Source organism: Billgrantia antri (assembly GCF_019430905.1).
Taxonomy (GTDB): domain Bacteria; phylum Pseudomonadota; class Gammaproteobacteria; order Pseudomonadales; family Halomonadaceae; genus Halomonas; species Halomonas antri.
Genome location: NZ_JAHYCA010000004.1, coordinates 432,238 through 454,811, shown reverse-complemented (window position 1 = coordinate 454,811; position 22,574 = coordinate 432,238). Strand labels below are relative to the sequence as shown.

The window sequence follows — 22,574 nt, the reverse complement described above, 5'->3', positions numbered from 1 at the left end:
CAAGCTGCTCGACGGTATCGCCGACAAGCTGGGCGCGGCCATCGGCGCCTCGCGTGCCGCGGTGGATGCCGGCTTCGTGCCCAACGACATGCAGGTGGGGCAGACCGGCAAGATCGTCGCGCCCGAGCTCTACATCGCTGTGGGTATCAGCGGGGCGATCCAGCACCTGGCGGGAATGAAGGACTCCAAGGTGATCGTGGCGATCAACAAGGACGAGGAGGCGCCTATATTCCAGGTGGCCGACTACGGCCTGGTCGGCGATCTGTTCGAGATCCTGCCGGAGCTCGAAAGTAAACTCTGATCCCACGCCATCATGCCCAAGGAAGCCGGCTCCGAAAGGAGCCGGCTTCCTGCTTTACGGTCGTGCCGCGCTGGGCGAAGGCACTCTGTGTGGTGTAGGGTGTTCCTGCCTTGAGAAAAAGGAGGCGCGGGACGGTTGAAATCGCCCCCCGGCGACCGCACTTCATTGGATTGCAGCACAACCAAAGCCACCAAAGGAGATGATCAACATGGCACATACCCTCCCTGACCTGCCGTACGCCTACGATGCGCTCGAGCCGCACATCGATGCCATGACCATGGAGATCCACCATTCGCGTCACCACCAGACCTATGTCAACAACCTGAATGCTGCCCTGGAGGGAACGGGTCTGGAGGACATGCCGGTCGACGAGCTGCTTGCCAATCTCGACCGTGTGCCGGCCGACAAGCGCCAGGCGGTGATCAATAACGGCGGTGGCCACTCCAACCACACCATGTTCTGGCAGATGATGTCGCCCAACGGCGGCGGCCAGCCCAAGGGCAAGGTGGCCGAGGCCATCGACAGCGAACTGGGCGGCTTCGACGCTTTCAAGGATGCCTTCACCAAGGCGGCTCTGGGTCGCTTCGGTAGCGGCTGGGCCTGGCTCAGCGTGACTCCGGAAAAGAAGCTGGTGGTGGAGAACAGCCTCAACCAGGACAGCCCCATCTCCAACGGCAATACCCCGGTGCTGGGCCTGGACGTGTGGGAGCACGCCTACTACCTGAAGTTCCAGAACAAGCGCCCGGACTACATCGCTGAGTTCTTCAACGTGATCAATTGGGAAGAGGTGGAGCGCCGCTATCAGCAGGCGACTGCCTGATTCCAGCGTCACCCACACAAAGCAATCGCCGCAGCCATGTGCTGCGGCGATTGCGTTCTAGCGGGCAAACCGGCCGAGGCGATGCGGCAAGGTCAGGTCATGCTGGCGGTGTCGAATTCAGCAGGCCACGGCGATGCGGTGGTCACCACTGGGGTGTGTCATGACCTGCATGGGCAGCCCGTAGATGGCTTCCAGCGTGGCATCGGTCATCATTTCATGAGGTGGGCCGTGAGCCAGCACCCGGCCGCTATGCAGCGCGAGCAGCTCGTCGCAGTAGCGAGAGGCCATGTTGATGTCGTGGAGCACGATGATAACGCACAGCTTCAGCTCGTCGCACAGCTTGCGGATCAGTGCCAGCACCTCCATCTGGTGGGCAATGTCGAGCGCCGCCAACGGCTCGTCGAGCAGCAGGAAGCGGCTCTGCTGAGCTAGCAGCATGGCCAGCCATACCCGCTGACGCTCGCCGCCGGAGAGGGTATCGACCAAGCGATCGGCAAAGGCTTCGGTGTGGCTGAGCTCGATGGCCCGCAGTACCGCGGTCTTATCCTCGGCTGTATGGCGACCCAGCAGACCATGCCAGGGGTAACGACCGAAACCGATCAGCTCGCGCCCGGTCAGGTTTTCGGCGCTGGGGAGATGCTGGGGCAGATAGGCGACCTGGCGGGCGAATTCTCGCTGCCCCCACTCACCCAAGGGGCGGCCGTCGAGTCGAATCTCGCCCTGGTTGGCCGGCTGCTGCTGAGCGAGTAGTTTGATCAGCGTTGATTTGCCCGAGCCGTTGTGACCAATCAGGCCGTAAGTCTTGCCTTCCTCGAAGCGGTGGTCGACGGGCTTGAGCAGTGGTTTGCCATCGACCTCGAAAGAGACGCCATTGGCCTCGAGCATAGGATTTCCTTGCCTGTGTAAGCGATCTTCATAGGGTAAACGAGAATCGTTGCTTCTATCCAGCGATTACCTGTATGGCTACCACCCCAGCCAGCTGAGCAGCCGTTGCCGGGGTGATGACGCACGGCTTCGGGCGACTCGGCTTGTCTTGCCTGAGAGTTGAGCGGTGGCTTCCTTAAGCGGAGCGACAATGGCTTCGAGATGGTGCAGGCACAGCTTGCGATTGACGGCAGCGGGGCATTGGGCCATCAGCAGGCCACAGTGATAGGTGGCGGCCTCCAGTGAGGGCTGGACGTCCTTGTACGTTGCGGCCTCCCGCCGGCAACGCTGCAACTCGCCGAGCAGCATGCGCAGCATTTGTGAGTCAAGCCAGCACGGTGTTTCGTCACCACTGGGAGAGATCGCCACTGAGTGTTGAATGGCCTGGAAGGAGACATGCAGAAACACGCAGGTGTAATACAGCTGGGAGCGCTCTGCGTTCATGGGGCACCATAAAGGATCTCAATGAGATTGATTTGCATTCTGAGTGAAGAATGAAGGTATGTCAATGCCGCTGCGAGGGTGGGGCTGACACACACTCTTGATTCCATCAATAATCATTTTCATTTAAAATCTCCCTCTTTTCACGAGGCAACAGGTTGGATGCAATGAGCGACAGTGGAGGGCGACAGGACACGATGACGGTCGCGACCCAAGGCAGGCAGGCATGATGGGGGCGGCTTCGTACCGGAGGGCACCCGCGCTAGCCCTATTGCTGCTGAGCCTGCCACTGATGATGCTGTTCTGGCTGGGTCTGGAGGTCCAAGGGGGCATGGCGCTGGGTTTGAAGGCCCTGGTGTCGCCCTCGCTCGCGGATACCGATCAGTTGTTGCTGCACTATGCTTGGTGGCCACGGCTCTCGGTTGCGCTACTTGCCGGTGCTGGGCTGGCCCTGGCCGGGGTGCTGATGCAGCAGGTGCTGCGCAATCCGCTGGCTTCGCCCACGACGCTGGGTGTGGCCTCGGGGGCCAACCTGGCGCTGATGGCCACGACGCTGATGGCGCCGGGTTTGTTGGCCATTGGTCGTGAATGGGTGGCACTGGCCGGTGGTGGGCTGGCGATGGGGCTGGTATTCATGCTGGCCTGGCGTCGGGGAATGGCACCCATCGTAGTCGTGCTGGCGGGGCTGGTGGTCAATCTCTATCTTGGCGCGCTGGCCATGGCATTATTGCTGCTCAACCATGAGGCACTGTCGGGCTTGTTGATCTGGGGCGCCGGATCGCTGGCCCAGAACGGCTGGGACGGCGTGCAGGTCCTTTGGCCACGGTTGGCCGTGGGGGCGGTGGCGGCCTGGTTCCTGCTGCGTCCGCTGACCGTGCTGGAGTTGGACGACGCCAGTGCCAAGAGTCTCGGGGTCTCGCTGAAATACTTGCGTTTTGCCGGGTTGGGCCTGGCGGTGTTCATCACCGGCAGCGTTGTCAGCGTGGTCGGAATTATCGGTTTCATCGGGCTGGCGGCCCCCAATATCGTGCGCCTGGCCGGGGCGCGACACCTCTGGGAACGCCTGCTGTGGGGCACCCTGCTCGGCGCGGTGCTGTTGGCCACTACCGACTTGCTGCTGCAGCACTTCACGGCTTTGCTGCCGACGCTGATCCCCACCGGCGCAGTGACCGGTGCTCTTGGGGCGCCGCTGCTGCTGTGGCTGATGCCGCGTCTGAAGCTGCAGGGCAATCGAGCACCACAGTCGTCTAGTGTATTGGCGGGCCGTCATCCTGCTCCAGGGCGCTTGATCGGCGGCCTGGCCCTCGCTTTGCTGTTGGCAGTCGCATTGGGGCTGCTGCTGGGTCAGGGAGGAAGCGGTTGGTACTGGTTGTCGCTAAATAGCTGGGACGTCATGCAGTGGCGCGTGCCCCGGGTAGTGGCGGCTGCAGCCAGCGGGCTGATGCTGGCCGCGGCAGGCACGCTGCTGCAGCGTCTCTCCGCCAATCCTATGGCCAGCCCTGAAGTACTTGGCGTCAGCGGAGGCTGTGCCATCGCGTTGATCCTCGCCATCTTCCTGCTTCCGTCGCCTACGAGTGGCCTGCTGGTGAGTGTCGGCACGCTGGGAGCTTTCGTCACCCTGGTGATCCTGGTGGCGCTCAACCGCCGCAGTGGCTTCCAGCCCGAGCGCTTGCTGTTGACTGGGGTGGCGGTCAGCGCGTTGTTCGATGCCGTGCGCAGCGTAATGCTTGCCGGAGGGGACCCGCGTGGGCAGCAGGTGATCGCCTGGCTGGCGGGTTCGACTTATTACGTCGATCTTTCCAGCGCCCTTATGGTGGGTGGCCTTGCGGTCTTGCTGACGCTTTGCACCCTGCCCATGTCCCGATGGCTGGATATCCTGCCGCTCGGAGCGGCGACCTCGCGCGCTTTGGGCATCGGCCTGGATCGCGCGCGCTTGGTGCTGCTGCTGCTGGTGGCGCTGCTGACCGCCTGCGCCACCCTGGTGGTGGGACCGCTCTCTTTCATCGGCTTACTGGCGCCACATATGGCCAGGCTGCTAGGCCTGTCACGGGCGCATCAGCATCTGCTGGGGGCTGCCCTGGTGGGCATGCTGCTGATGGTGCTAGCCGATTGGGTGGGTCGTCAGGTCATCTTTCCCTACGAGATGCCGGCCGGGCTGGTGGCGTCGTTGATCGGTGGCGCCTATTTCCTGTGGGGGCTGCGCCGAATGTGAGTGCCTCTGGCTGACGCTGGGGCATTCAAGTTTCGGGAGCTTCTGCCAACGCATCGACGAGGAGTTCGGCAAAGCGTCTCAGCGAAGGTAGGGCGCCGAAACTCCAGACCGGAGGCAGCGTAATCACGCTACCCTCTCGGACGCTGGGGTGATGTTGCCAGAGAGCGCTGTTTGCCAGCGTCTCTTCGACGCCGATCGGATAGGGCTCGATCACCACCAAGCGGGCCTCCTGTTCGAGCAGTGCCTCCACGCCAACCAGTGAGAAGCCCCAATAATTGGTCGTCTCCTGCCAGGCGTTTTCAAGCCCAAGACGATCCATGGCGACTTGAAAGAGCCCGTTTCCGCCGAAGACACGAACGTGACGTTCATCCATGAACTGGACTACCAGCAGGGGCGAGGGGTCTCTTGGTAGCCGGTTGCGTAGTTCTTCCAGCCGAGTCGCTGTGGAGGCGATCAGTGTCTCGGCCGCCTGAGGGCGGCCCACCAGGCCGCCGAGGTCGCGCGTCAGGGCAAGCATCCGTGTCCAGGTGTCGTCGTCCGGAGTATAGAGTGCCAGGGTCTCGACCGGGGCGACTCGCTCGAGACGGGGAGCCAGGGAGGCGAACATGGGAGAGATCAGAATGCGCTCGGGAGGATGTTGTGCAAGTTGCTCCAGGTTGGGCTGCGTACGCAATCCCAGGTCGCTGGTGCCTTCCGGCAGGTGCGGCTTGCCGACCCAGCTGTGGTAGTCGCCCACCTGAGCGACAGCATCAGGCGGGTCACCCAAGGCGCTCAAGGTCTCGGCCAGGGTCCAGTCGATGCTGGCGATACCTTGGGCGGAGGCATCCAGGGCCAGTCCTGTGAGGAGCAGAGCAAGCCCCCGCTTTAGGCGGCGCGAGTAGCGGGAGGAGATGTCAGGCATGGTGCGGACAAGACTTCTTTTGCAGGTGTAGGTGAGGTTCGAGTTGGCGCAGAGAGACAGCTTGCCAAACCCAGGTGTTCTTGGCCGGGGCATCGAGATCGGCGCAGGTGTCGAAGCGCTGGAGGGCGCGCTGGATGCACTCAACGGCCACGGCGCCCTGGTCAGAGCCCGTTTGCCATTTCACGATCAGACTGGTACGCGACGCTTCGGGATCGGATGGCGTGGAAACCGAGACGCTGGGGTGGAGACTGCGTTCGGCCAGCCACTCCAGCGCGGCTACCTGCGCGCACTGCTGCACCGGGCTGAGCCGGGAGTCGCCGCGATAGCAGGGCAGATAGGGACGATCCGCCATTTCGGCTTCTAGCAGTGGCAACACGTCTGCGGTGTCGATGCGGCCGTACTTGCGCAGCGCAGGAAAGACCACGGCGCTGGCGGCCAGCCGGCAGCCGCCAAGATGGGTGCTTTCCCATACGTCGAAGGGCAGGGCGTGCGTCGCTACCGCTGCGTCCAGGGCCTTGTAGGCGGCATAGCCGAACTTGGCGCAGCACTTGTCCTTCTTGCCGTGGGTACAGCAGAGCAACAGCGGGCCAGCAGGCGATGAGGCCTCCCAGCGTGTGAGCGGCGCGTCACGTCGCAGTGCATCCAGGAAGGCGGCCAGCTCCGCACGCGTCACCTCGTAGCGGCGATTCTCCGGCATCAGGTAGAGGCAGTGCCGTTCGCCGGGCTGTTCGCGCCGATGGATCAGGTTCACGCGCCGTCCCGCCTCGGCGATGGCTTCGAGCCGCGTCGCGACTGCGTCGGTCATGTCACTGGCCTGGCGCAAACTGCGCTGCCATTTTGCCCGCGGCCAACTGAGCAGCAAGTTACGCTCGGCGTGAGCGGCGCTGCCTGCCAACGGGTCGCCCTGCGCCAGACTCTCGCGGGCACAGAAGCGCTGGATCATGCTCATGCTGGCACACCCTGTCGCGCGATCCCCAACGAAGAGGCTCTGCTCATGGCCGGCACGCAGACCGGTCTTCCGGTGTTCGGGGCTTGCATGACGTCGGCGTCGAGATCGAATACCTGCTTCAGGTTGGCCGCGGTGAATACCGTCTCCGGTGCACCGCTATGCTCGATGCGACCCTCGCGCATCATCACCAGTACGTCCGCATAGGCGGCGGCCAGGTTGAGATCATGCAGTACCACCAGCAGAGTGCGACCGCGCTCGTGGGCTAGTCGTGCCAGCATTTCCAGCAGATCCACCTGTACCTTGAGGTCGAGGAAGGTCGTCGGTTCGTCGAGCAGGATGAGGTCGGTCTTCTGGGCCAGCACCATGGCGATCCAGCAGCGCTGGCGCTGGCCGCCGGAGAGGGCATCCACCGGGCGCTCGGCAAAATCGGCGACCCGGGCGACGGTCATGGCCTCGTCGACTGCCCGCTCGTCCTCTTTCGACCACTGTCGCCATAGCCGCTGATGGGGAAAGCGCCCCATGCCGACCAACTCCCGCACCTTGAGGCCCTCGGGCGCGCCGGGGCTTTGGGGCAGGATGCCGAGCCGGTGGGCCACGTCGCGGGTGCGATAGCGGTGGATGTCGTGGCCATCGAGCAACACTCGGCCCCGGTCCGGCGACAGTGTCCGCGCCAGTGTCTTCAGTAGCGTCGACTTGCCGCTGCCGTTGGGACCCAGCAGTGCCGTGAGCCGGCCCTCTTCGACACGAAAATCCACGCCATCGAGAACGCGACGGCCGGTATAGCCAACGGCGAGATCTACGCCTTGAAGACGCGCGTGTACAGGGTGAGAGGGGATCATCGCAACCTTCGCATGGACACTGGCTCGTAGAAACTAGCGCTCAGTATAAGCATTTCTCATTCCCAATGCGAAGCTTACATACGATTACGAATGATTTTGAGAATTGTTTGCATATCAAGAATTGCTGTGGCAGCCTCTCCCTCGTTGTCGGGTCCCGGTCGGCTATCGCCGGGGCTTTTGGAGTCGAGGATGGAGCCTCATGAGATCAAGGGATGTCGTCGCTTACCGAACGCTGGTCACCGTGCTGCTGGGGACCTTCACCGTCAGTCTCAACAACAGCGCGCTGAATCTGGCGATCCCCGAGTTGATGCTCGTGTTCGAAGCGGGGGCGGCCAGCGTCGGCTGGGTGATGACACTGTTTCTGGTGGCCATGGGCATGACCATGCCGCTGACCGGATTCCTGGCCGGGCGCTTCGGCACGCGGCGCCTTTACCTGCTGGGCCTGTGGCTGTTTCTGCTGGCTTCCTTGCTCGGTGCCTTGTCGACGGGGCTGGTGTGGGTGCTCCTGGCCCGTGGGCTTCAGGGCATCGCCGCGGGTCTTATGATCCCGCTGTCGCTGCCGCTGATCTTTGCTGCCTGGCCCGTCGAGCGACGCGGGCGGGTGACCGGCCTCTGGGGCTTCGCGGTGATGATTGCCCCGGCGCTCGGTCCCAGTGCCGGCGGCCTGCTGCTCGAGGTCAGCACCTGGCGGGCCCTGTTTCTGATGAACCTGCCGGTGGCGATCCTGGCGCTGGCAAGCGGTCATCGCTACCTGGAGGAGCGCCCGCGAGATCACGAGCGTTCTTTCGATTTGCCTGGCTTCCTCATGGTGACCCTGGGCGTCGGCGGGGTTCTGGTTGCCCTGGCCATGCCGAGTGACCTGCTGACGTTTCGAAGCTGGGCGCCGCTCGCAGTCGGACTGTTGCTGCTCGTTGTCTTCGTGCGGTTCGAGTGGCGGACGCCACAGCCGCTGCTCGAACTCCGGCTCTTCACCGTTCGCCTCTATCGCGTCAGTGTGCTTATCGCCTGCGCCCAGGCTGTCGCCACCTTTGGCTGCCTGCTGCTGATTCCGCTGTGGATGCAGCGGGTGCAAGGCTATGACGCACTGACTACCGGAATGATATTCCTGCCTACCGCCCTGGTGGCAGCCGCCTGTTCGCCTTTGGCAGGGCGCCTGATCGACAAGCGCTCGTCACGCCAGGCGGTGTGCTTCGGTCTGCTGGTGACGGCGTGTGCCTTGGTGGGGCTTGCGGTATTAGGGGCCGAGGCACCGCTCTGGCTGATCGGCTTGTTGATGGCGTCGCGTGGAATCGGCCTTGGCTTCGGCTACTTGCCGGTGACTACCGTCGGCCTCAATGCCCTGCATGATGACCGTGTCGCCCAGGCCTCGGCGTTGAACAACCTGGGCCGCCGGCTTGCCTCGGCACTGGGGGTCGCGGCACTGGCCCTGCATCACGATCTGCGCACGTCACAACTCGTTGCCCAAGGTGCTGCGAGCGAGGCGGCTGCGCTCGCGGCATTGAGTGAGGCCTTCCTCGCCCTGGCCGTTCTGGTTCTCCTGGCGACGCCCCTGGCGTTGTCGCTTCCCTCCCACCGCTGTGAGGAAACGCCAGCCCATGACTCACATCGAGCTACCTAGATTTTCCACAGAAGACCCGAGTACGGAACTGTCTTCGCCTCCCGTGCCGCATGTGCGCTGTCCTTCCTATGCCAGTCATTTGCTGGCCAAGGAGGCGACGCTGCGCGCGCTGCTCAACAGCTACCTGCGCGAGACGGGGTGCCACGATCCACGCCATGACGCGTCCGACATGGTGGCGCCGCTGCTCGATGCCGGCGAACCTTTCCGGGTGACGCTCCCGGCGGGTGAGCTGATCGGCACGCTGCGTGCTTTCTCGTCCTCGGGACAGCATCGCTATGGCGCAGCCTTCTACCTGTGCGATGCCCGAGGGAGAATGGCGCCGCTGGATATGCAGGACATCATCCAGTGCCTGTTGGAATCGCTGGGCGCAGCAGCGAGCGACAACACCCACGAGCTGCGGCTGTGGGACATGCGCGACAAGATCAACAACAGCTTTGCCCGCATGGCGGCGCATCTCGACGACTTCCAGCGACGTCACGGTGGCGCGCCGTCCGGGGTGCCTGGCTTCATTGCCGCCGAGCAGTCGCTGTACCTTGGGCATCCGTTCCATCCGTTTCCGAAGTGTTCCCAAGGCGTAGAACGGCGCCCGTTCGAGGACTACAGCCCGGAACGCGGCGCCCGCTTTCGGCTGCGCTATGTGGCCGTTCGTCGCGAGCTGCTGGTTGAGGAGTGGCTCGAGGGATCCGACACCGGTCTGGCCGGTACAGTGTTGGAAGCTGCCCGTCAGCGGCTCGGCGAACGTAGGGCCGGCTACGCCATCCTGCCCATGCATCCCTGGCAGGCGGACTATCTGTTGCCGCAGCCCGACATCCGACCGCTGCTTGAGACGGGCGAGATCGTCGACCTGGGAACCTTGGGTCCGTGGGCCTATCCGACCTCTTCGGTGCGCTCGGTGTGGTTGCCCGAGACCGGCCAGGGGTACAAGCTGCCGCTGCAGGTGCGCATCACCAATCTCATCCGCGAAAACACCTTGGAGCAGTCACGCCGTACCCTCGACGCTGCGCGGGTCATCCACCGCCTGCGTGATGAGCTGGAAAGCGATGGCTTTCAGGTGGTGATGGAGACCGGCTATCGCACCTTGGACCCTGCGCATCCAGCGCTGGCGGCCCACCGGGTTGCCGCGTTCACCACGATATACCGACCCATGCCGGCCGACGCCCAGCACGCTTGCGTGCTGGCATCGCTGCTCGAGCCCTACCCGGGCGAGACCGAACCCAAGCTGATCGCGGCGATCCGCCAGGGGGCGGGCGGCGAAGTGGACCTGCAGCGTTGGTTCGAAGCCTACCTGGAGATTTCCCTGGTGCCGATTCTGCAGATTTTGGCGCGTACCGGGGTCAGCTTCGAGGCGCATCTGCAAAACAGCCTGCTGCGCCTGGAAGGGGGCTGGCCACGCACCCTCTACGTGCGCGACCTGGAAGGCGTCAGCCTCGACCGTGAGCGTATCGCCGAGCTGGCCGCCTGGCCGACACTCGGCATCGCCGCGGACAGCCCGCTGCTTTATCCGCCGGAGACCGCCTGGCGGCGGACCCAATATTATTTCTGCGTGAATCACCTGGGCGGTGTGGTCAACGCTCTGGCCGATCACCTCGGCGTGGACGAGAGCCGCCTCTGGCGCCGGGTGGGGGTTCGTCTGGCGCGCTTGCGCGAAGAGGAGGACGAGCGCCTTGCGGCCTTGGCCGAAGCATTGCTACAGGCCGACCACTGGCCGGCCAAGGCCAACCTGCTGAGCTGTTTCCGCCAGCGCGGCGCCACGCCGCTGTTCATCGATATCGTCAACCCGATCAAGCGAGCCGAATGAGCGACATGGAAGCGATCCTGCCTACACCGCAAGCGAGCGTCGAGCCCGGGCTGCTGCCCACCACACCGGAATACGCACGTGCCCAGCAGCGCGTACTGCGTCAATTCATTCAGGGCCTGCTGTTCGAGAATGTCCTGCCGTGCGTCGAGGAGGTGACCGACGCAGGAGCCTTGCGAGCCTTTTCGTTTAGCGGACGCGATGCCCATGGCAATGAGGTGCGCTATACCGCCTGGGGCACGCGTAAGCAGAGCTTCGGCCGGGTACGCCTGTCGCTGCGCCCGGCGCAGCGACAGGCAGCGGATGGGCGCCAGCGCGACGCCACCTTGGTCGACTTCATGGCCGAGGTGATGGCACTCATCGTCCCTGCCGAGCGTCTGCCTCCGCTCATGCAAGAGCTGCAGCAGACCCTGCTCAAGGACACTCAATCGCTCGTTGCGAGCGGTATGCCCACCGCTCCCGACCTGGAGTGGGATCATGACGCCTGGGAGGGCTGGTTGCAGGAGGGTCACCCCTATCATCCCAGCTACAAGTCGCGCCTGGGCTTCTCGCTGACTGACAACGCCGTCTACGGTCCTGAGTTCCGCCAGGAGCTCCGGCCCGTCTGGCTCGCCGTGCTGCGCGACGACTGCCGCGTTTCGGTTTCCGGCTCGCTTAGGCTCGGTGCCTTCCTGCGCGAGGAGCTTGGGGAGACGACACTGGCTCGCTTTCGCCGCCAGTTGACGTCGCAGGGACGGCGACCTCAGGACTACATGATGCTGCCGGTGCACCCCTGGCAGTGGAACCAAGTCGTGCTGCCCACCTTCCAGACCGAGCTGGCCGCCGGTCGGCTGTGCTACCTGGGCACGGCTGATGACACCTATCGTGCCCAGCAGTCGATCCGCACCCTGGCCAATGCTACCCGACCCCGGCGGGCCAACCTCAAGCTCTCGCTGAGTATCGTCAATACCTCAACCAGTCGCATCCTGGCCGCGCATACGGTGGAGAACAGCGCGCGCATCAGCGACTGGCTCCACGACTTGGTGTCCCGTGACGCCTCGATGCAGGACGGTGTGGTCATCTTGCGTGAAGTGCTGGGTGCGGCTCATGACGTCTCGCGGCTGGACGAGCCGCGGAGCAGCCTGGCCTACGGCACCCTGGGCGCCGTGTGGCGGGAGAGCTTGCATCGCCACCTGCGTCCGGGGGAGCGTGCGCTGTCCTTCAATGGACTGACGCAACTGGCCACTTCGGGGGCACCGATGCTCGACGGCTGGGTACGGCGCCACGGCGTCGCGGCCTGGACGCGACGGCTGCTGGAGGTCACGGTGACGCCACTGATCCATCTGCTCTATGCCCACGGCATCGGGCTGGAGTCGCACGGGCAGAACATCCTGCTGATCCAGCGTGACGGCTGGCCGGAGCGCATCGCGCTGAAGGATTTCCACGACGGCGTGCGCTACGGTCCGGCGCTGTTGGCCGAACCCGAGCGGGCTCCCGAACTGGTGCCCGAGCCGGCCAGCCATGCGGCGGTCAACCGCAACTCATACATTCAGACCGACGATCCCGACGAGGTGCGCGACTTCACCTACGACGCTTTCGTCTTCATCGCCTTGACTGAGCTCTGCCTGTGTCTAGAGCAGCACTACGACCTGCCGGAGGCCAACTTCTGGATGATGACCGCCGAGATCATCCGAAACTACCAGGCGACCCGCCCAGAGCTGGCGGCGCGTTTCGCGTTGTTCGATCTCTTCGCGCCGACGGTGAACATCGAGGAACTGACCAAGCGCCGACTGTTCGGCGACGGCGAGAAGCGCTTCGCTACCCGCGATAACCCCCTGTATCCCTATCGTCCCGGTGCCTGAGGAGAAACCATGTTGACGCCCAATGCTCTCAAGCGCCGGCTGGCACGAGGCGAGACGGTGCTCGGTCTGTTCGCTTCGATTCCCACGGCGGTGACCGTCGAGATGATCGGCCAGGCCGGCTTCGACTTCGTCATCCTGGATACCGAGCACACCCTGGTGAATCCTGAGACGCTGGAACACATGCTGCGTGCTGCTGAACTCGTCGGGCTCACCGCTCTGGTGCGAGTGTCACGGCCCGACCCGGCCATCGTGGTGCCGCTGCTTGATGGCGGCGCGCGGGGCATCGTACTGGCCGACGTGCGCAGCGCCGAATCCCTGCAGGCGCTCAATGAATGCCTGCGCTTCCGGCCGCTGGGTCAGCGCAGCATGAACGGTGGACGCCCGGCGCGTTTCGGCGCCGACGATCTGCTGGAGTACCTGAGCCGTGCCAACGATGAACTCATGCTGATACCCATGATCGAGAGCCGGGAAGGAGTCGAGAATCTACCGGCCATCCTGCGCGTACCCGGGGTGGACATGGTGCTGGAGGGGGCGGCGGATCTGTCGCAATCCATGGGCCTTCCCTGGCAGACCGAAGCCCCGGCGGTGGTCGAGTCGCTTGACCGAATCCACGCCGAGTGCCGGCGCGCCGAGGTGCCGTTCTGCGCCATTCCCCGTAGCGAGGAGCGCCGCAGCTATTGGTGCGAGCGGGGTGTGCGCGCCTTCGTGCTGGGCGACGAGCGCGGCATCACCTTTCGTGCCCTGCAGGCGAAGTTGGCTCCTTACCGTGAGGGGGGCGATGCATGACCAGTGCGGCCACCATTCGTTATCCGGCGCCGTGGTGCCCGCCATCGGCGGCGGTGGGACACTGCCTGGCGGCACTCGGCGAGCCGGCGCCCGACGGGACCCACGAGCCGGTCTGTGCTTTCCTCTACGACCTTGCGGCGCTGCGCGATCATGTCGGCGTCATGCTGCAAGGGCTGCCCGAGCGATGCCAACTCTACTATGCCGTCAAGGCCAACCCGGATCGGCGGCTGATCGCGACCCTGGCGCCCTTGGTGGCGGGCTTCGAAGCCGCCTCGATCGGCGAGATTAGGCGCATCCGCGAGGTGAGCGACTCGGCCTCGATCATCTTCGGCGGCCCTGGCAAGAAGGATGCCGAGCTGGAGGAGGCGCTTGACCTTGGCGTGACGCGGATACACGTCGAGAGCCTGCACGAACTGCGACGGTTGAATCTGATTGCCGAGCGGCGCGGCCAGGTGGTGCCGATCCTGCTGCGCGTTAACCTGCACGACGCATTGCCCGAGGCCACCGTCACCATGGCGGGACGCGCCACCCAGTTCGGCATCGACGAGCCGCAGGTGGAGGAAGCGATCGAGGAGGCCCGCCGCAGCCCAGCGCTGCAGCTCGACGGCTTTCACCTGCACTCGATCTCCAACAATCTCGATGCGTGCCTGCATGCCCGGCTGGTAGCCACGTACCTGGCACGGGTGCGGGCATGGGCCGAGCGCTTCGAGCTGGAGATCCGTTGCGTCGATGCCGGCGGCGGCTTCGGCGTTTCCTATGACGAACGCCCGGATTTCGACTGGGCGCTCTTCCTCGACACGCTGCGCTCGCTGCTCGACGACGAACCACTGCCCGGAGCAGCGCTGCTGTTCGAGCCCGGTCGCTACCTCGTTGCCTTCTGCGGCTACTACGCCGCCGAGGTCATCGATCTCAAGCAGAGCCATGGCCGTCAATTCGCCGTTCTGCGCGGTGGCACTCATCACTTCCGCCTGCCCGCCTCGTGGCGTCACGATCACCCCTTCGAGGTGCTGCCAAGATGCCACTGGCCCTATCCCTTTCCGCGCCCTGTGCTCGAGGGCCAGCGGGTGACCCTGGTCGGTGAGCTGTGCACGCCCAAGGACGTTCTGGCCAGTGACGTGCCGGTGGCGCGGCTGCGGATCGGCGACGTGGTGTTGTTTCACCGCGCCGGTGCCTACGGCTGGACCATCTCGCATCACGACTTTCTGGGCCACGCCCATCCTCGACACCTTTACCTCGATGGCCCTTTCGATGACAAGGAGCTTGTCCGTGATACCGAATGACTCAACATTTGCTGCCACCCCGTCACGGCAGGAAGCCGCAAGTCTCGCCGAGGCGCGCCTGTTCGGCGATTTCGTCGACACGCTGCTGGCCGAAGGCTTTCTCGACGATCAGTCGAGCGACTGGCCGGCGCCCGAGACGTTGCCCGACGCACTGGACTGGCCACCGGGAGCGGATTGCCTGCGTTGGTGGATCGAACGCGAGAGCGGACATGCGCTGCTGTTTCCGCTGCGTAGCGCCGTGCTGCCGCCGCGCCGGCACGTCAGTGCCGCCGGAGTCTTTTCGGTGAGCTTTCGAGCCGACGGCGGCATCGCCGAATGGCGTCGCCTGACACCGACCGAGCTGCTCGAGCGAGTGGAGACCTACTGCCTGGACGAGGCCCAGCGGCAGCAGCCGGGAGTGGCCAACGTACGGCGCTTGCTGGCCACCACCCTGTGGCAGACCCGTCAGTCGATCGCCGAAGCGCCAATGCTGACGTCCTCTTCGGGGGGCTCCGCCGCGGCCGGCCTGCGTAGCCTGGAACGCCGTGCCGCGTTGCGCGACCGTCCTTTCCATCCGCTGGCCAAGGCCAAGGAGGGGCTCGATGAAGAGGGCCATCGCCGCTATGCGGCGGAGTTCGACCAGCCCATCCGGTTACGTTGGCTGGCAATGCGCCGCGAGTGTCTGGCGACGGGCAGCGGGGCGGCACCCGGCGCGCCGGAGCCGGCAGTGCTGCTACTGGATGAGACCCAGCGCGCCGAACTCGAAGCGGAGATGATACAGCGCGGCCTGGTTCGGGAGGCCTACCTGGCACTGCCGGTGCATCCCTGGCAGTTCGAGCATGGGCTGCCGCGGCATCTCGGCGACATGCTGGCGGCAGGGGAGGGGGTGGCACTGGAGACCGCCGTCGGCGACTTCGGTGCGACCTCGTCGCTGCGCTCGCTGGCGCCGCTGAACGACGGGCGTTTTCACCTGAAGCTACCAATGGCGGTGTTCTCCCTGGGAGCTGCGCGCTACCTGCCCGCCGTCAAGCTGATCAACGGCGAACGTGGCCAGACCCTGCTCGAGCAGGCCCGCGAGCGCGACGTCGTCCTGGCCGAACGCCTTCACTTGTGCGACGAACGCCGCTGGTGGTCCTACCTGCCACAAGGCAGCGGGCTGTTCGACGATCCGCCGCGCCACCTGGGGGCGTTGACCCGAGAATATCCTCGGGCTCTGCTAACCGACCCCGCGGTGCGCCTGCTGCCCATGGCGGCGCTGGGGGTTTCCGATGCGCAAGCGACATGCGCGGGAGAGCATCCCTTCGAGGCGTGGCGTCGTCACCGCGGGCTGAACGAGGGGCCGGCGGCGACGGTCACGCTGTTCGGCGAGCTGTGCGATCTCTTCTTCGAAATCTCTCTGCGCCTCTATCGTCTGGGACTGATGCCCGAGATCCACGGTCAAAACGCCGTGCTGGTGTGGCGTGATGGGCGCCTGGAGGGCCTGCTGCTACGCGATCACGACTCGGTGCGGCTGCATCGGCCGTGGCTCGATCGCCACGCCATTGATGACCCGCAATACCGGATTCGCCCGGGCTACTCGAACAGCCTCTACAACGAGACGCCGCAGGACCTGCTCTTCTATCTCCAGACCTTGGGCGTACAGGTCAACCTGGGTGCGATCATCGAAAGCCTGACGTTGCTTCATGTCCACCAGAGCCTCTCGGAGGTTGAACTTTGGCAGGTGGTGCGCGAACGCTTGGCAATGGTGATCGAGACCCTACCGTTCGATCACGCACAGCGATGCATTCTGCACGAGGTGCTGTTTGCGGCATCGCGCTGGCCGTTGAAGTGCGTGCTGCGCCCGCTGTTCGAGCAGCAGGGTGTGCCCGGCAGCATGCCGTCGGGAAAGACCTGCCAACCCAATCCCTTCCGCGCGGAGGGCCTGGTGAGCCGCGAGCTGGAAGGGGCGTGCGTTGTCGGTGCCGAACCTGTATAAAGGGCACGTCTCATCGAATGGCGAATGATTCTCATGCCTCTCTCGCGAACCTGCTGCCGCCTCGTCGCCCTGATGCTGCTGTCGGGGTGTCTGACCATGACGGCACATGCCGAGACGCTGCGCCGCGTCGAGCACGCCCTGGGCGAAGCTCGCATCGAGGGCGAGCCGCGCCGCATCGTGACCCTCTACCAGGGCGCCACCGACAGCGCCCTGGCCTTGGGGCTCGGCCCCGTGGGCGTGGTCGAGTCCTGGCTCGAGCGTCCCATGTATCGCTACCTGCGCGATGAGCTGCCCGCAGAGGTGCGCTATCTGGGGCTGGAAACCCAGCCGGATCTCGAGGCGGTGGCGGGGCTCGCGCCTGACCTGATCGTCGGTGCCCGCTATCGTCACGCCGACGTCTACCCCTTGCTCGCACGCATCGCGCCCACGGTGATCGCCGGCACCGCCTATGACTTCGAAGCCATGCTCATGCTGCTGGGGGAGGCCACCGGGCGCGAGGCGGAGGCCCGGGAACTGCTCGCCGACTGGCATGAGCGGGTCGCCGACTTCCGCTGCCGTGCCGCGGCCCGGTTGGGCGATGCCTGGCCGCAGCGGGTTTCGGTGGTCAGCTTTCGCGGCGATCACGTGCGTCTCTATTACGATGGCTTCGCCCGGCACATCCTCGATCAGCTCGGCTTCCAGCGCCCCGAGGGCCAGGAGGGCGCGGGCTGGGGCGTCAAGTTGATCAGTCGGGAGAGCCTGCCTGCCCTGGATGCCGATGCCATCTTCGTCTTCATGCGCGACGACCCGGCGGTGGTAGAACTCCATCGCGAGTGGACCACGCACCCGCTGTGGCAGCGCCTCGAGGCGGTGGAGCAGGGACAAGTCTATCGTGTCGACCCCATCCTCTGGAGCATGGGGTCAGGTATCTTGGCGGCCAACCGGCTACTGGACGAACTCTACGTCCACTATGGCCTGCACGACGGTGCCAGCGCCGCGGAGTACATGGCATGCTGATCACTCCCATGGCCAAGGGGCTTGGCCTGCTATTGGGTGCGATGCTGGCGCTCACTGCCGGTGTGGCCAGCCTGGCGCTCGGCGCCACCGAGATCGCTCCGGCCAGCCTGTTTAAGGCCTTCATCACGCCCGACCCGGGCTCGATGTCGCATCTGATCCTGCGCACCGAGCGCCTGCCCCGCGCGGTGATCGCCGCCGTGGTGGGTGCTAGCCTGGCGGTGGCCGGCGCCCTGATGCAGACCCTGACGCGCAATGCCCTGGCCGCACCAAGCGTTCTCGGTATCAACGCCGGGGCCATGTGCTTCGTTGTGGTGGCGAGCAGTTTTTTCGCACTGCGCTCGCCACTGGAATTGGTCTGGGTGGCTTTTCTCGGGGCCCTGACGGCGGCGTTGCTGGTCGCGCTGCTGGGGCGCGAGCGGGGCGGCGGTCTCTCGCCGATGCGGGTGGTGCTGGGTGGTGTGGCGGTCACCGCGCTGTTCGTCTCGCTGGCTCAAGGATTGTTGATCATCGACCAGGAGGGCTTCGAGAGCCTGCTGCTGTGGCTCGCCGGCTCGGTGGCGGGGCGTGGCTTGGAGATTGTGACGCCGCTGCTGCCATTCTTTCTCGGCGCCGCGGCGCTTTGCGCGCTGCTGGTACGCCAGCTCAATCTGCTGATCCTGGACGACGAGGTGGTCAAGGGGCTCGGGCAGCGTACCGGCCGGGTCCGGCTGCTGGCCGGTCTGGTAGTGATCGTGCTGGCCGGCTGTTCGGTGGCGCTGGCCGGCATGATCGGCTTCGTGGGGCTGATCGTGCCGCACATGGTGCGGGCGATGTTCGGTCGTGATCATCGCTGGGTGCTGCCCGGCTGCGCCCTGTTGGGAGCTGGCCTGCTGCTTGCCGCCGACACCCTGGCGCGCTTTTTGATGCCGCCTCAGGAGGTGCCGGTGGGGGTGATGACGGCGCTGCTAGGCACGCCGTTCTTTCTCCATCTTGCCCGGCGCCGGAGCCTGACACCATGAGTCGCTCCGTGGTCTTGCGTGTCGCTAATGGTCGGCTGTCGCTGCGCCTCGAGCATCGCACTCTGGCGGTGACGCTGCTGCTGTCGCTGGCGCTCGCCGCTAGCGCCATGATCTCGCTGAGCCTGGGCAGCCAGGCCACCCCCCCGACAGCGGTACTCGAGGCACTATTTCATCCCGCGCGAAGCGACATCGCCTTGATCGTTCATGAAATCCGTCTGCCGCGCATCGTGCTGGCGATTCTCGTCGGCGCCTGTCTGGGCGTCGCCGGGCTGCTGTTGCAGGGACTGGTGCGCAATCCGCTGGCTTCACCCGACGTGATCGGCATCACCGGTGGCGCCTCGCTGGCGGCGGTCTGCTTCCTGGCACTGGGCGGGGCGGCGCTGGGCGAGGCCTGGCTGCCGCTGGCGGCGTTGGCGGCGTTGGCCGGCGCGCTGTCGGTGGCGCTGCTCATTCTCTCCCTGAGCGGGCGCGGCGTGACCCCGGCACGACTTGTGCTGATCGGTATCGGCCTTGCCGCCGCGCTGGGCGCGGGGACTACCTTGGTGCTAGTGCTTGCCGCCGATACCACGGCAATGCAGGCCTATGTGTGGCTGACCGGCAGCCTCTATGCCGCCCAGTGGCGGGAAGTGGCCGGGCTCGCCCCTTGGGCACTCGTGGGGCTGCCCCTGGCGCTGGCACTGTCTCGTCGCCTGGACGTGCTGGCGCTGGGCGATGAGCTGGCTACCGGACTGGGTACGGCGGTGCGGGGCACTCGCCTCGCGCTGCTGTTGCTGGCGGTGGCGCTTGCCGGGTCGGCGGTGGCCTTCGCCGGCGGGTTGAGTTTCGTCGGCCTGCTGGCGCCCCACATCGCCCGGCGGCTGGTAGCGCGCGGCCACGCCGGCCTGGTGCCGGCCACCGCGCTCATCGGTGCGCTGATCGTGCTGCACGCCGACCTGCTGGGGCGGATCGCCTTTCTGCCCCGTGACCTGCCGGCAGGCGTCTTCGTCGCCGGGATCGGCGCACCGTTCTTCGTCTATCTACTCCATCGCTGGCGCACCTGACCGTCAGCGGCAGACGGCAAGGAAACATGCCATGTTCGACATCAACCCCCGCACGACGGCCGCCTCACCGGAGCTGTTGGCGCGCTATCGTGACGTCGCTACGTCCACCCTTGGCCATCTTACCGACTTTGGTGCCATCGTCGGTCTCACGCCGCTGCGTCACCCGGTACGGCTGCTGGGCAGGGCTCTGACGGTGCGTATCCCACATCTCGACGGAAGTGTGATTCGCCGTGCGCTGGAAATGGCCGAGCCGGGAGAGGTGCTGGTGATCGACGTCTCCGGCGACGAGCGCCGTGCCTGCTGGGGCGAGCTGCGCAGCTACGCGGCGCTGCGCAAGGGGCTTGCCGGGGTGGTCACTTCGGGGCGGGTCACCGACGCGGCCGAGCTGGCGCAGTTGAACCTGCCGGTATACTCCCGTGGCACGAGTCCGCTCACCACTCGCGCCGTGAACCTCGAAGGCGAGGTCAACGTGCCGGTGGCCATCGACGGCGTGGCGATCTCGCCGGGCGATTTGATCATCGGCGACGACGACGGCCTCTTCGCGCTCTCTCCGGCACGTGCCGAGGCGCTGCTGGTACCCGCCCTCGATAAGCAGGCCCGGGAAGCAGAGCGCCGGCGAGAACTCATGGCGGCGCATCCCGAGTGGTGGCGCTGAGGTAAAGGGGGAATGGAGAAGGGCCTGCAACGAAAAAGGCGGCGCTCAAGGCGCCGCCAAACAGTAAGCCAGGTCCGTTTCAGACCGAGGAATCAGAAGTCCAACTGATAGCCGAGGGTGAAAGTGCGACCGCGGCCGGCGAAATAGTATTCGTCACTGATTCGAGCCGCCTGGGAGTAGTAGGTGATGTACTGCTCGTCGGTCAGGTTCTCGATGCCGAAGGAGAGTTGTCCCACGGGCAGGCGGTAGGCCAGGGAAGCGTCGAATAGCGTATAGCCATCGAACTCCAGTTCGGGGTCTTCGACGCTGCGATCGAAGTAGTGGCTGGCCTGCAGGTGAGAGGAGAGGGTGTCGTTCCAGGCGGCGCTCCAGCCCAGTCGCAGCGTATCCGGTGCGATATTGATGCCGGTCAGCTCGGTATCGACGCTGCCGTCACCATCCTGGTCCGACTCGCCTTCGGCGTGAGTGTAGGTGAGGCGCAGATCATGCGCATCGCCGATACGCATTTCACCTGTCACCTCGACGCCCTGAATCTCGGTCTTCTCGCGATTCCCGACGAAGACACCATTTTCCTCAGCGAGGCGCTCGCCGTAATCGGAGTCGGATTCGTAATAGCTCAGCTCGAGGCCATAGCGATCCCAGTCGAAACGAGCCCCGATCTCGCGATTGTCGGTCACGATCGGCTGGAGTTGCAGCAGAGTATCGATGTCCTGTCCGGGTACATCGATGCCGCGCAATACGCGACCCACATCGGGCATACCGAAGCCCTCGGAATAATTGGCGTAGAGCTGTGCCCAGTCGGTGGCTTGATAGACCAGACCCAAGTTGTAAAGGGTCTCGTCGAAGTCCGGCTTGCCGCCGTCGACGGTGACGTTGTCCTGGGTAACGTCACTGCGGTCGATGGTTGAGAAGGTATCGACTTCGAGCTCAGCCTGTTCATGGCGAACGCCGGCATGCAGGCTAAGTGAGTCGGTCAGGCTGAAGTCACCCTGCAAAAAGAGCGCATAGTTGCGAAACTGGGTCTCGGGCACATAGGTACGTTCAGTGTCGACCAGCATTTGCCGGGTCTCGTCTTGCAGTACGTCGATGCCAGTGGTCAATCTCAAGCGATCATCGAGCAGGCCTGCGCGGCTGAGTGAGAACTTGCCCCCCAGCTTGTCCGACTCATTGCGCGACTGGTCGTACTGGGTATTACCCGATGCGTCCAGATAGGGGAAGAAAGGGGTGGTGGCAAATCGGGCGCGGAAGCGCTGGCGATAGATCTGTGCATCGAGTTCATTACCGAGCCAGTCGTCATGCGAGTAGGCCAGCCTTGCCGTCGTGACTTCGTTGAAGCCGGGGGCTCCATCGCGACTGCCTCGGCGGGCCGTGGTCGGGATGCTGGCGTCACGATTGCCTGTCTCCGGAACGTAATCGTCACCCTCTTCCAGATCGAAGTGGTTGAGTGAAAGCTCAACGTTCTGGTCCTCATCGATCCAGTAACCCAGCTTGCCGAAGAGGTCATAGCTGGTGGAGTTCTGCAGCTCGCCGGGGTAGGCGATACCTACGATCTCGTCGTTACCGTCATAAAAGACCCCGCGCTCCTGGCGTGTGACGGCGCCCAGGAAGTCCCAGTCGCCATTCTGAGCACTGAGCTGGTAGCCCAGCTTGTTACCGAAGCCCTCGGATTCGAAATCGTCGTCGAAGGTGAGCTGAGTGGAAACCTGGTGGCTGATGCCACCTCCTTCGGCACGCTTGGTGACGAAGTTGATAAGGCCGCCGGTGGCACCCAGGCCGTGCTCGGCACTGGCGCCATGGATCACCTCGATGCGCTCGACCATGCTCAGGTCGATGGTGTAACTGTCCCGAGCGCTGTCACGCAACGGATTGGTCTGGGGCACGCCATCGATCAGAAACAGTGGCGCTCGACCACGAAACGTCTCACCGGTATTGGAGAGCTTCTGGCGGCTGGGCGAATAAGAGGGAATCAGGTTGCTGAGCACCTGGCCAGGGTCCTGTGTGATGGCCAGTTGCTGCTCTATCTGCTCACGAGTTATGACAGTGATCTTCTGGGGCGTCTCGCCGGCCTGGCTGCGATTGCGGGTGGCGGTGACGACCAGCGGGGAGAGGTCGCGCAAAGCATCGGTCCCTTCGGTCTCGGCCTGGGCGAAGGCCAAGCCCGGCAGGGTAGTGCCGAGCATTACCGGTGCCAGCCAGGCGATGTGCGTCTTTTGAGTCATCGGAT

Annotated in this window: 19 protein-coding genes; 13 read left to right on the top strand and 6 right to left on the bottom strand. The window is 64.9% G+C overall.

The features are described from left to right. On the top strand, window positions 1-301 hold a 301-nt coding region (locus KPL81_RS13625), incomplete at its 5' end, for an FAD-binding protein (RefSeq protein ID WP_219792226.1). A 208-nt stretch (window positions 302-509) separates the two neighbouring features. Beyond that, entirely contained in the window at window positions 510-1,121 is a 612-nt protein-coding gene (locus KPL81_RS13620) for a superoxide dismutase (protein ID WP_209477752.1), read from the top strand. Window positions 1,122-1,238: 117 nt separating this feature from the next. On the opposite strand, the gene KPL81_RS13615 is transcribed toward KPL81_RS13620, so the two are convergent. Together KPL81_RS13615 and KPL81_RS13610 are read right to left on the bottom strand one after the other, a co-directional pair. Further along, complete coding sequence (locus tag KPL81_RS13615; protein ID WP_219792638.1) at window positions 1,239-2,006, bottom strand: ABC transporter ATP-binding protein; 768 nt, start codon at window positions 2,004-2,006, stop codon at window positions 1,239-1,241. Window positions 2,007-2,084: 78 nt separating this feature from the next. Beyond that, window positions 2,085-2,489: a hypothetical protein gene (locus KPL81_RS13610; RefSeq protein WP_219792637.1), complete on the bottom strand. Its 405-nt coding sequence runs from the start codon at window positions 2,487-2,489 to the stop codon at window positions 2,085-2,087. A gap of 223 nt (window positions 2,490-2,712) precedes the next feature. Here KPL81_RS13610 and fhuB point away from each other — a divergent pair, with 223 nt between their 5' ends. Further along, window positions 2,713-4,698, top strand: a complete 1,986-nt coding sequence (gene fhuB, locus KPL81_RS13605; RefSeq protein WP_219792636.1) for a Fe(3+)-hydroxamate ABC transporter permease FhuB — start codon at window positions 2,713-2,715, stop codon at window positions 4,696-4,698. Between the two features lie 25 nt (window positions 4,699-4,723). On the opposite strand, the gene KPL81_RS13600 is transcribed toward fhuB, so the two are convergent. From KPL81_RS13600 to KPL81_RS13590, 3 genes are read right to left on the bottom strand one after another with little or no spacing between them, the layout of a single operon-like run. Next, window positions 4,724-5,599, bottom strand: a complete 876-nt coding sequence (locus tag KPL81_RS13600; RefSeq protein ID WP_219792635.1) for an ABC transporter substrate-binding protein — start codon at window positions 5,597-5,599, stop codon at window positions 4,724-4,726. After that, window positions 5,592-6,548 (bottom strand): sucrase ferredoxin, encoded by a 957-nt coding sequence (locus KPL81_RS13595; RefSeq protein WP_338035624.1) that lies wholly within the window; start codon window positions 6,546-6,548, stop codon window positions 5,592-5,594. The genes KPL81_RS13600 and KPL81_RS13595 overlap by 8 nt, the downstream gene beginning before the upstream one ends. Beyond that, window positions 6,545-7,387, bottom strand: a complete 843-nt coding sequence (locus KPL81_RS13590; protein WP_219792634.1) for an ABC transporter ATP-binding protein — start codon at window positions 7,385-7,387, stop codon at window positions 6,545-6,547. Before KPL81_RS13590 ends, KPL81_RS13595 begins: the two co-directional genes overlap by 4 nt. Before the next feature lie 199 nt (window positions 7,388-7,586). Here KPL81_RS13590 and KPL81_RS13585 point away from each other — a divergent pair, with 199 nt between their 5' ends. The 10 genes from KPL81_RS13585 to KPL81_RS13540 are packed head-to-tail and all read left to right on the top strand — an operon-like array spanning window position 7,587 to window position 20,350. Further along, window positions 7,587-9,005: a DHA2 family efflux MFS transporter permease subunit gene (locus KPL81_RS13585; RefSeq protein WP_219792633.1), complete on the top strand. Its 1,419-nt coding sequence runs from the start codon at window positions 7,587-7,589 to the stop codon at window positions 9,003-9,005. Between the two features lie 52 nt (window positions 9,006-9,057). Beyond that, window positions 9,058-10,803, top strand: a complete 1,746-nt coding sequence (locus tag KPL81_RS13580; RefSeq protein ID WP_219792632.1) for an IucA/IucC family protein — start codon at window positions 9,058-9,060, stop codon at window positions 10,801-10,803. Then, window positions 10,800-12,641 (top strand): IucA/IucC family protein, encoded by a 1,842-nt coding sequence (locus tag KPL81_RS13575; protein ID WP_219792631.1) that lies wholly within the window; start codon window positions 10,800-10,802, stop codon window positions 12,639-12,641. The genes KPL81_RS13580 and KPL81_RS13575 overlap by 4 nt, the downstream gene beginning before the upstream one ends. A 9-nt stretch (window positions 12,642-12,650) precedes the next feature. Beyond that, window positions 12,651-13,427, top strand: coding sequence for an HpcH/HpaI aldolase family protein (locus tag KPL81_RS13570; RefSeq protein ID WP_219792630.1), 777 nt, complete (start codon window positions 12,651-12,653; stop codon window positions 13,425-13,427). Beyond that, complete coding sequence (locus KPL81_RS13565) at window positions 13,424-14,707, top strand: type III PLP-dependent enzyme (RefSeq protein ID WP_219792629.1); 1,284 nt, start codon at window positions 13,424-13,426, stop codon at window positions 14,705-14,707. Before KPL81_RS13570 ends, KPL81_RS13565 begins: the two co-directional genes overlap by 4 nt. Continuing rightward, window positions 14,694-16,661 (top strand): IucA/IucC family protein, encoded by a 1,968-nt coding sequence (locus tag KPL81_RS13560; RefSeq protein WP_219792628.1) that lies wholly within the window; start codon window positions 14,694-14,696, stop codon window positions 16,659-16,661. The genes KPL81_RS13565 and KPL81_RS13560 overlap by 14 nt, the downstream gene beginning before the upstream one ends. Before the next feature lie 33 nt (window positions 16,662-16,694). After that, window positions 16,695-17,657: an ABC transporter substrate-binding protein gene (locus KPL81_RS13555; protein WP_219792627.1), complete on the top strand. Its 963-nt coding sequence runs from the start codon at window positions 16,695-16,697 to the stop codon at window positions 17,655-17,657. Further along, entirely contained in the window at window positions 17,651-18,655 is a 1,005-nt protein-coding gene (locus KPL81_RS13550) for a FecCD family ABC transporter permease (protein WP_219792626.1), read from the top strand. Before KPL81_RS13555 ends, KPL81_RS13550 begins: the two co-directional genes overlap by 7 nt. Then, entirely contained in the window at window positions 18,652-19,695 is a 1,044-nt protein-coding gene (locus KPL81_RS13545; RefSeq protein WP_219792625.1) for a FecCD family ABC transporter permease, read from the top strand. Before KPL81_RS13550 ends, KPL81_RS13545 begins: the two co-directional genes overlap by 4 nt. A gap of 31 nt (window positions 19,696-19,726) precedes the next feature. Further along, the gene (locus tag KPL81_RS13540) at window positions 19,727-20,350 is read left to right on the top strand and encodes an RraA family protein (protein ID WP_219792624.1); all 624 of its coding nucleotides are present in this window, start codon (window positions 19,727-19,729) and stop codon (window positions 20,348-20,350) included. A 92-nt stretch (window positions 20,351-20,442) separates the two neighbouring features. Here KPL81_RS13540 and KPL81_RS13535 read toward each other — a convergent pair whose 3' ends face one another. Beyond that, window positions 20,443-22,569 carry a TonB-dependent receptor gene (locus tag KPL81_RS13535; RefSeq protein ID WP_219792623.1) on the bottom strand — a complete coding sequence of 709 codons (2,127 nt, stop codon included), beginning with the start codon at window positions 22,567-22,569 and terminating at the stop codon, window positions 20,443-20,445. Window positions 22,570-22,574: the final 5 nt, after the last annotated feature.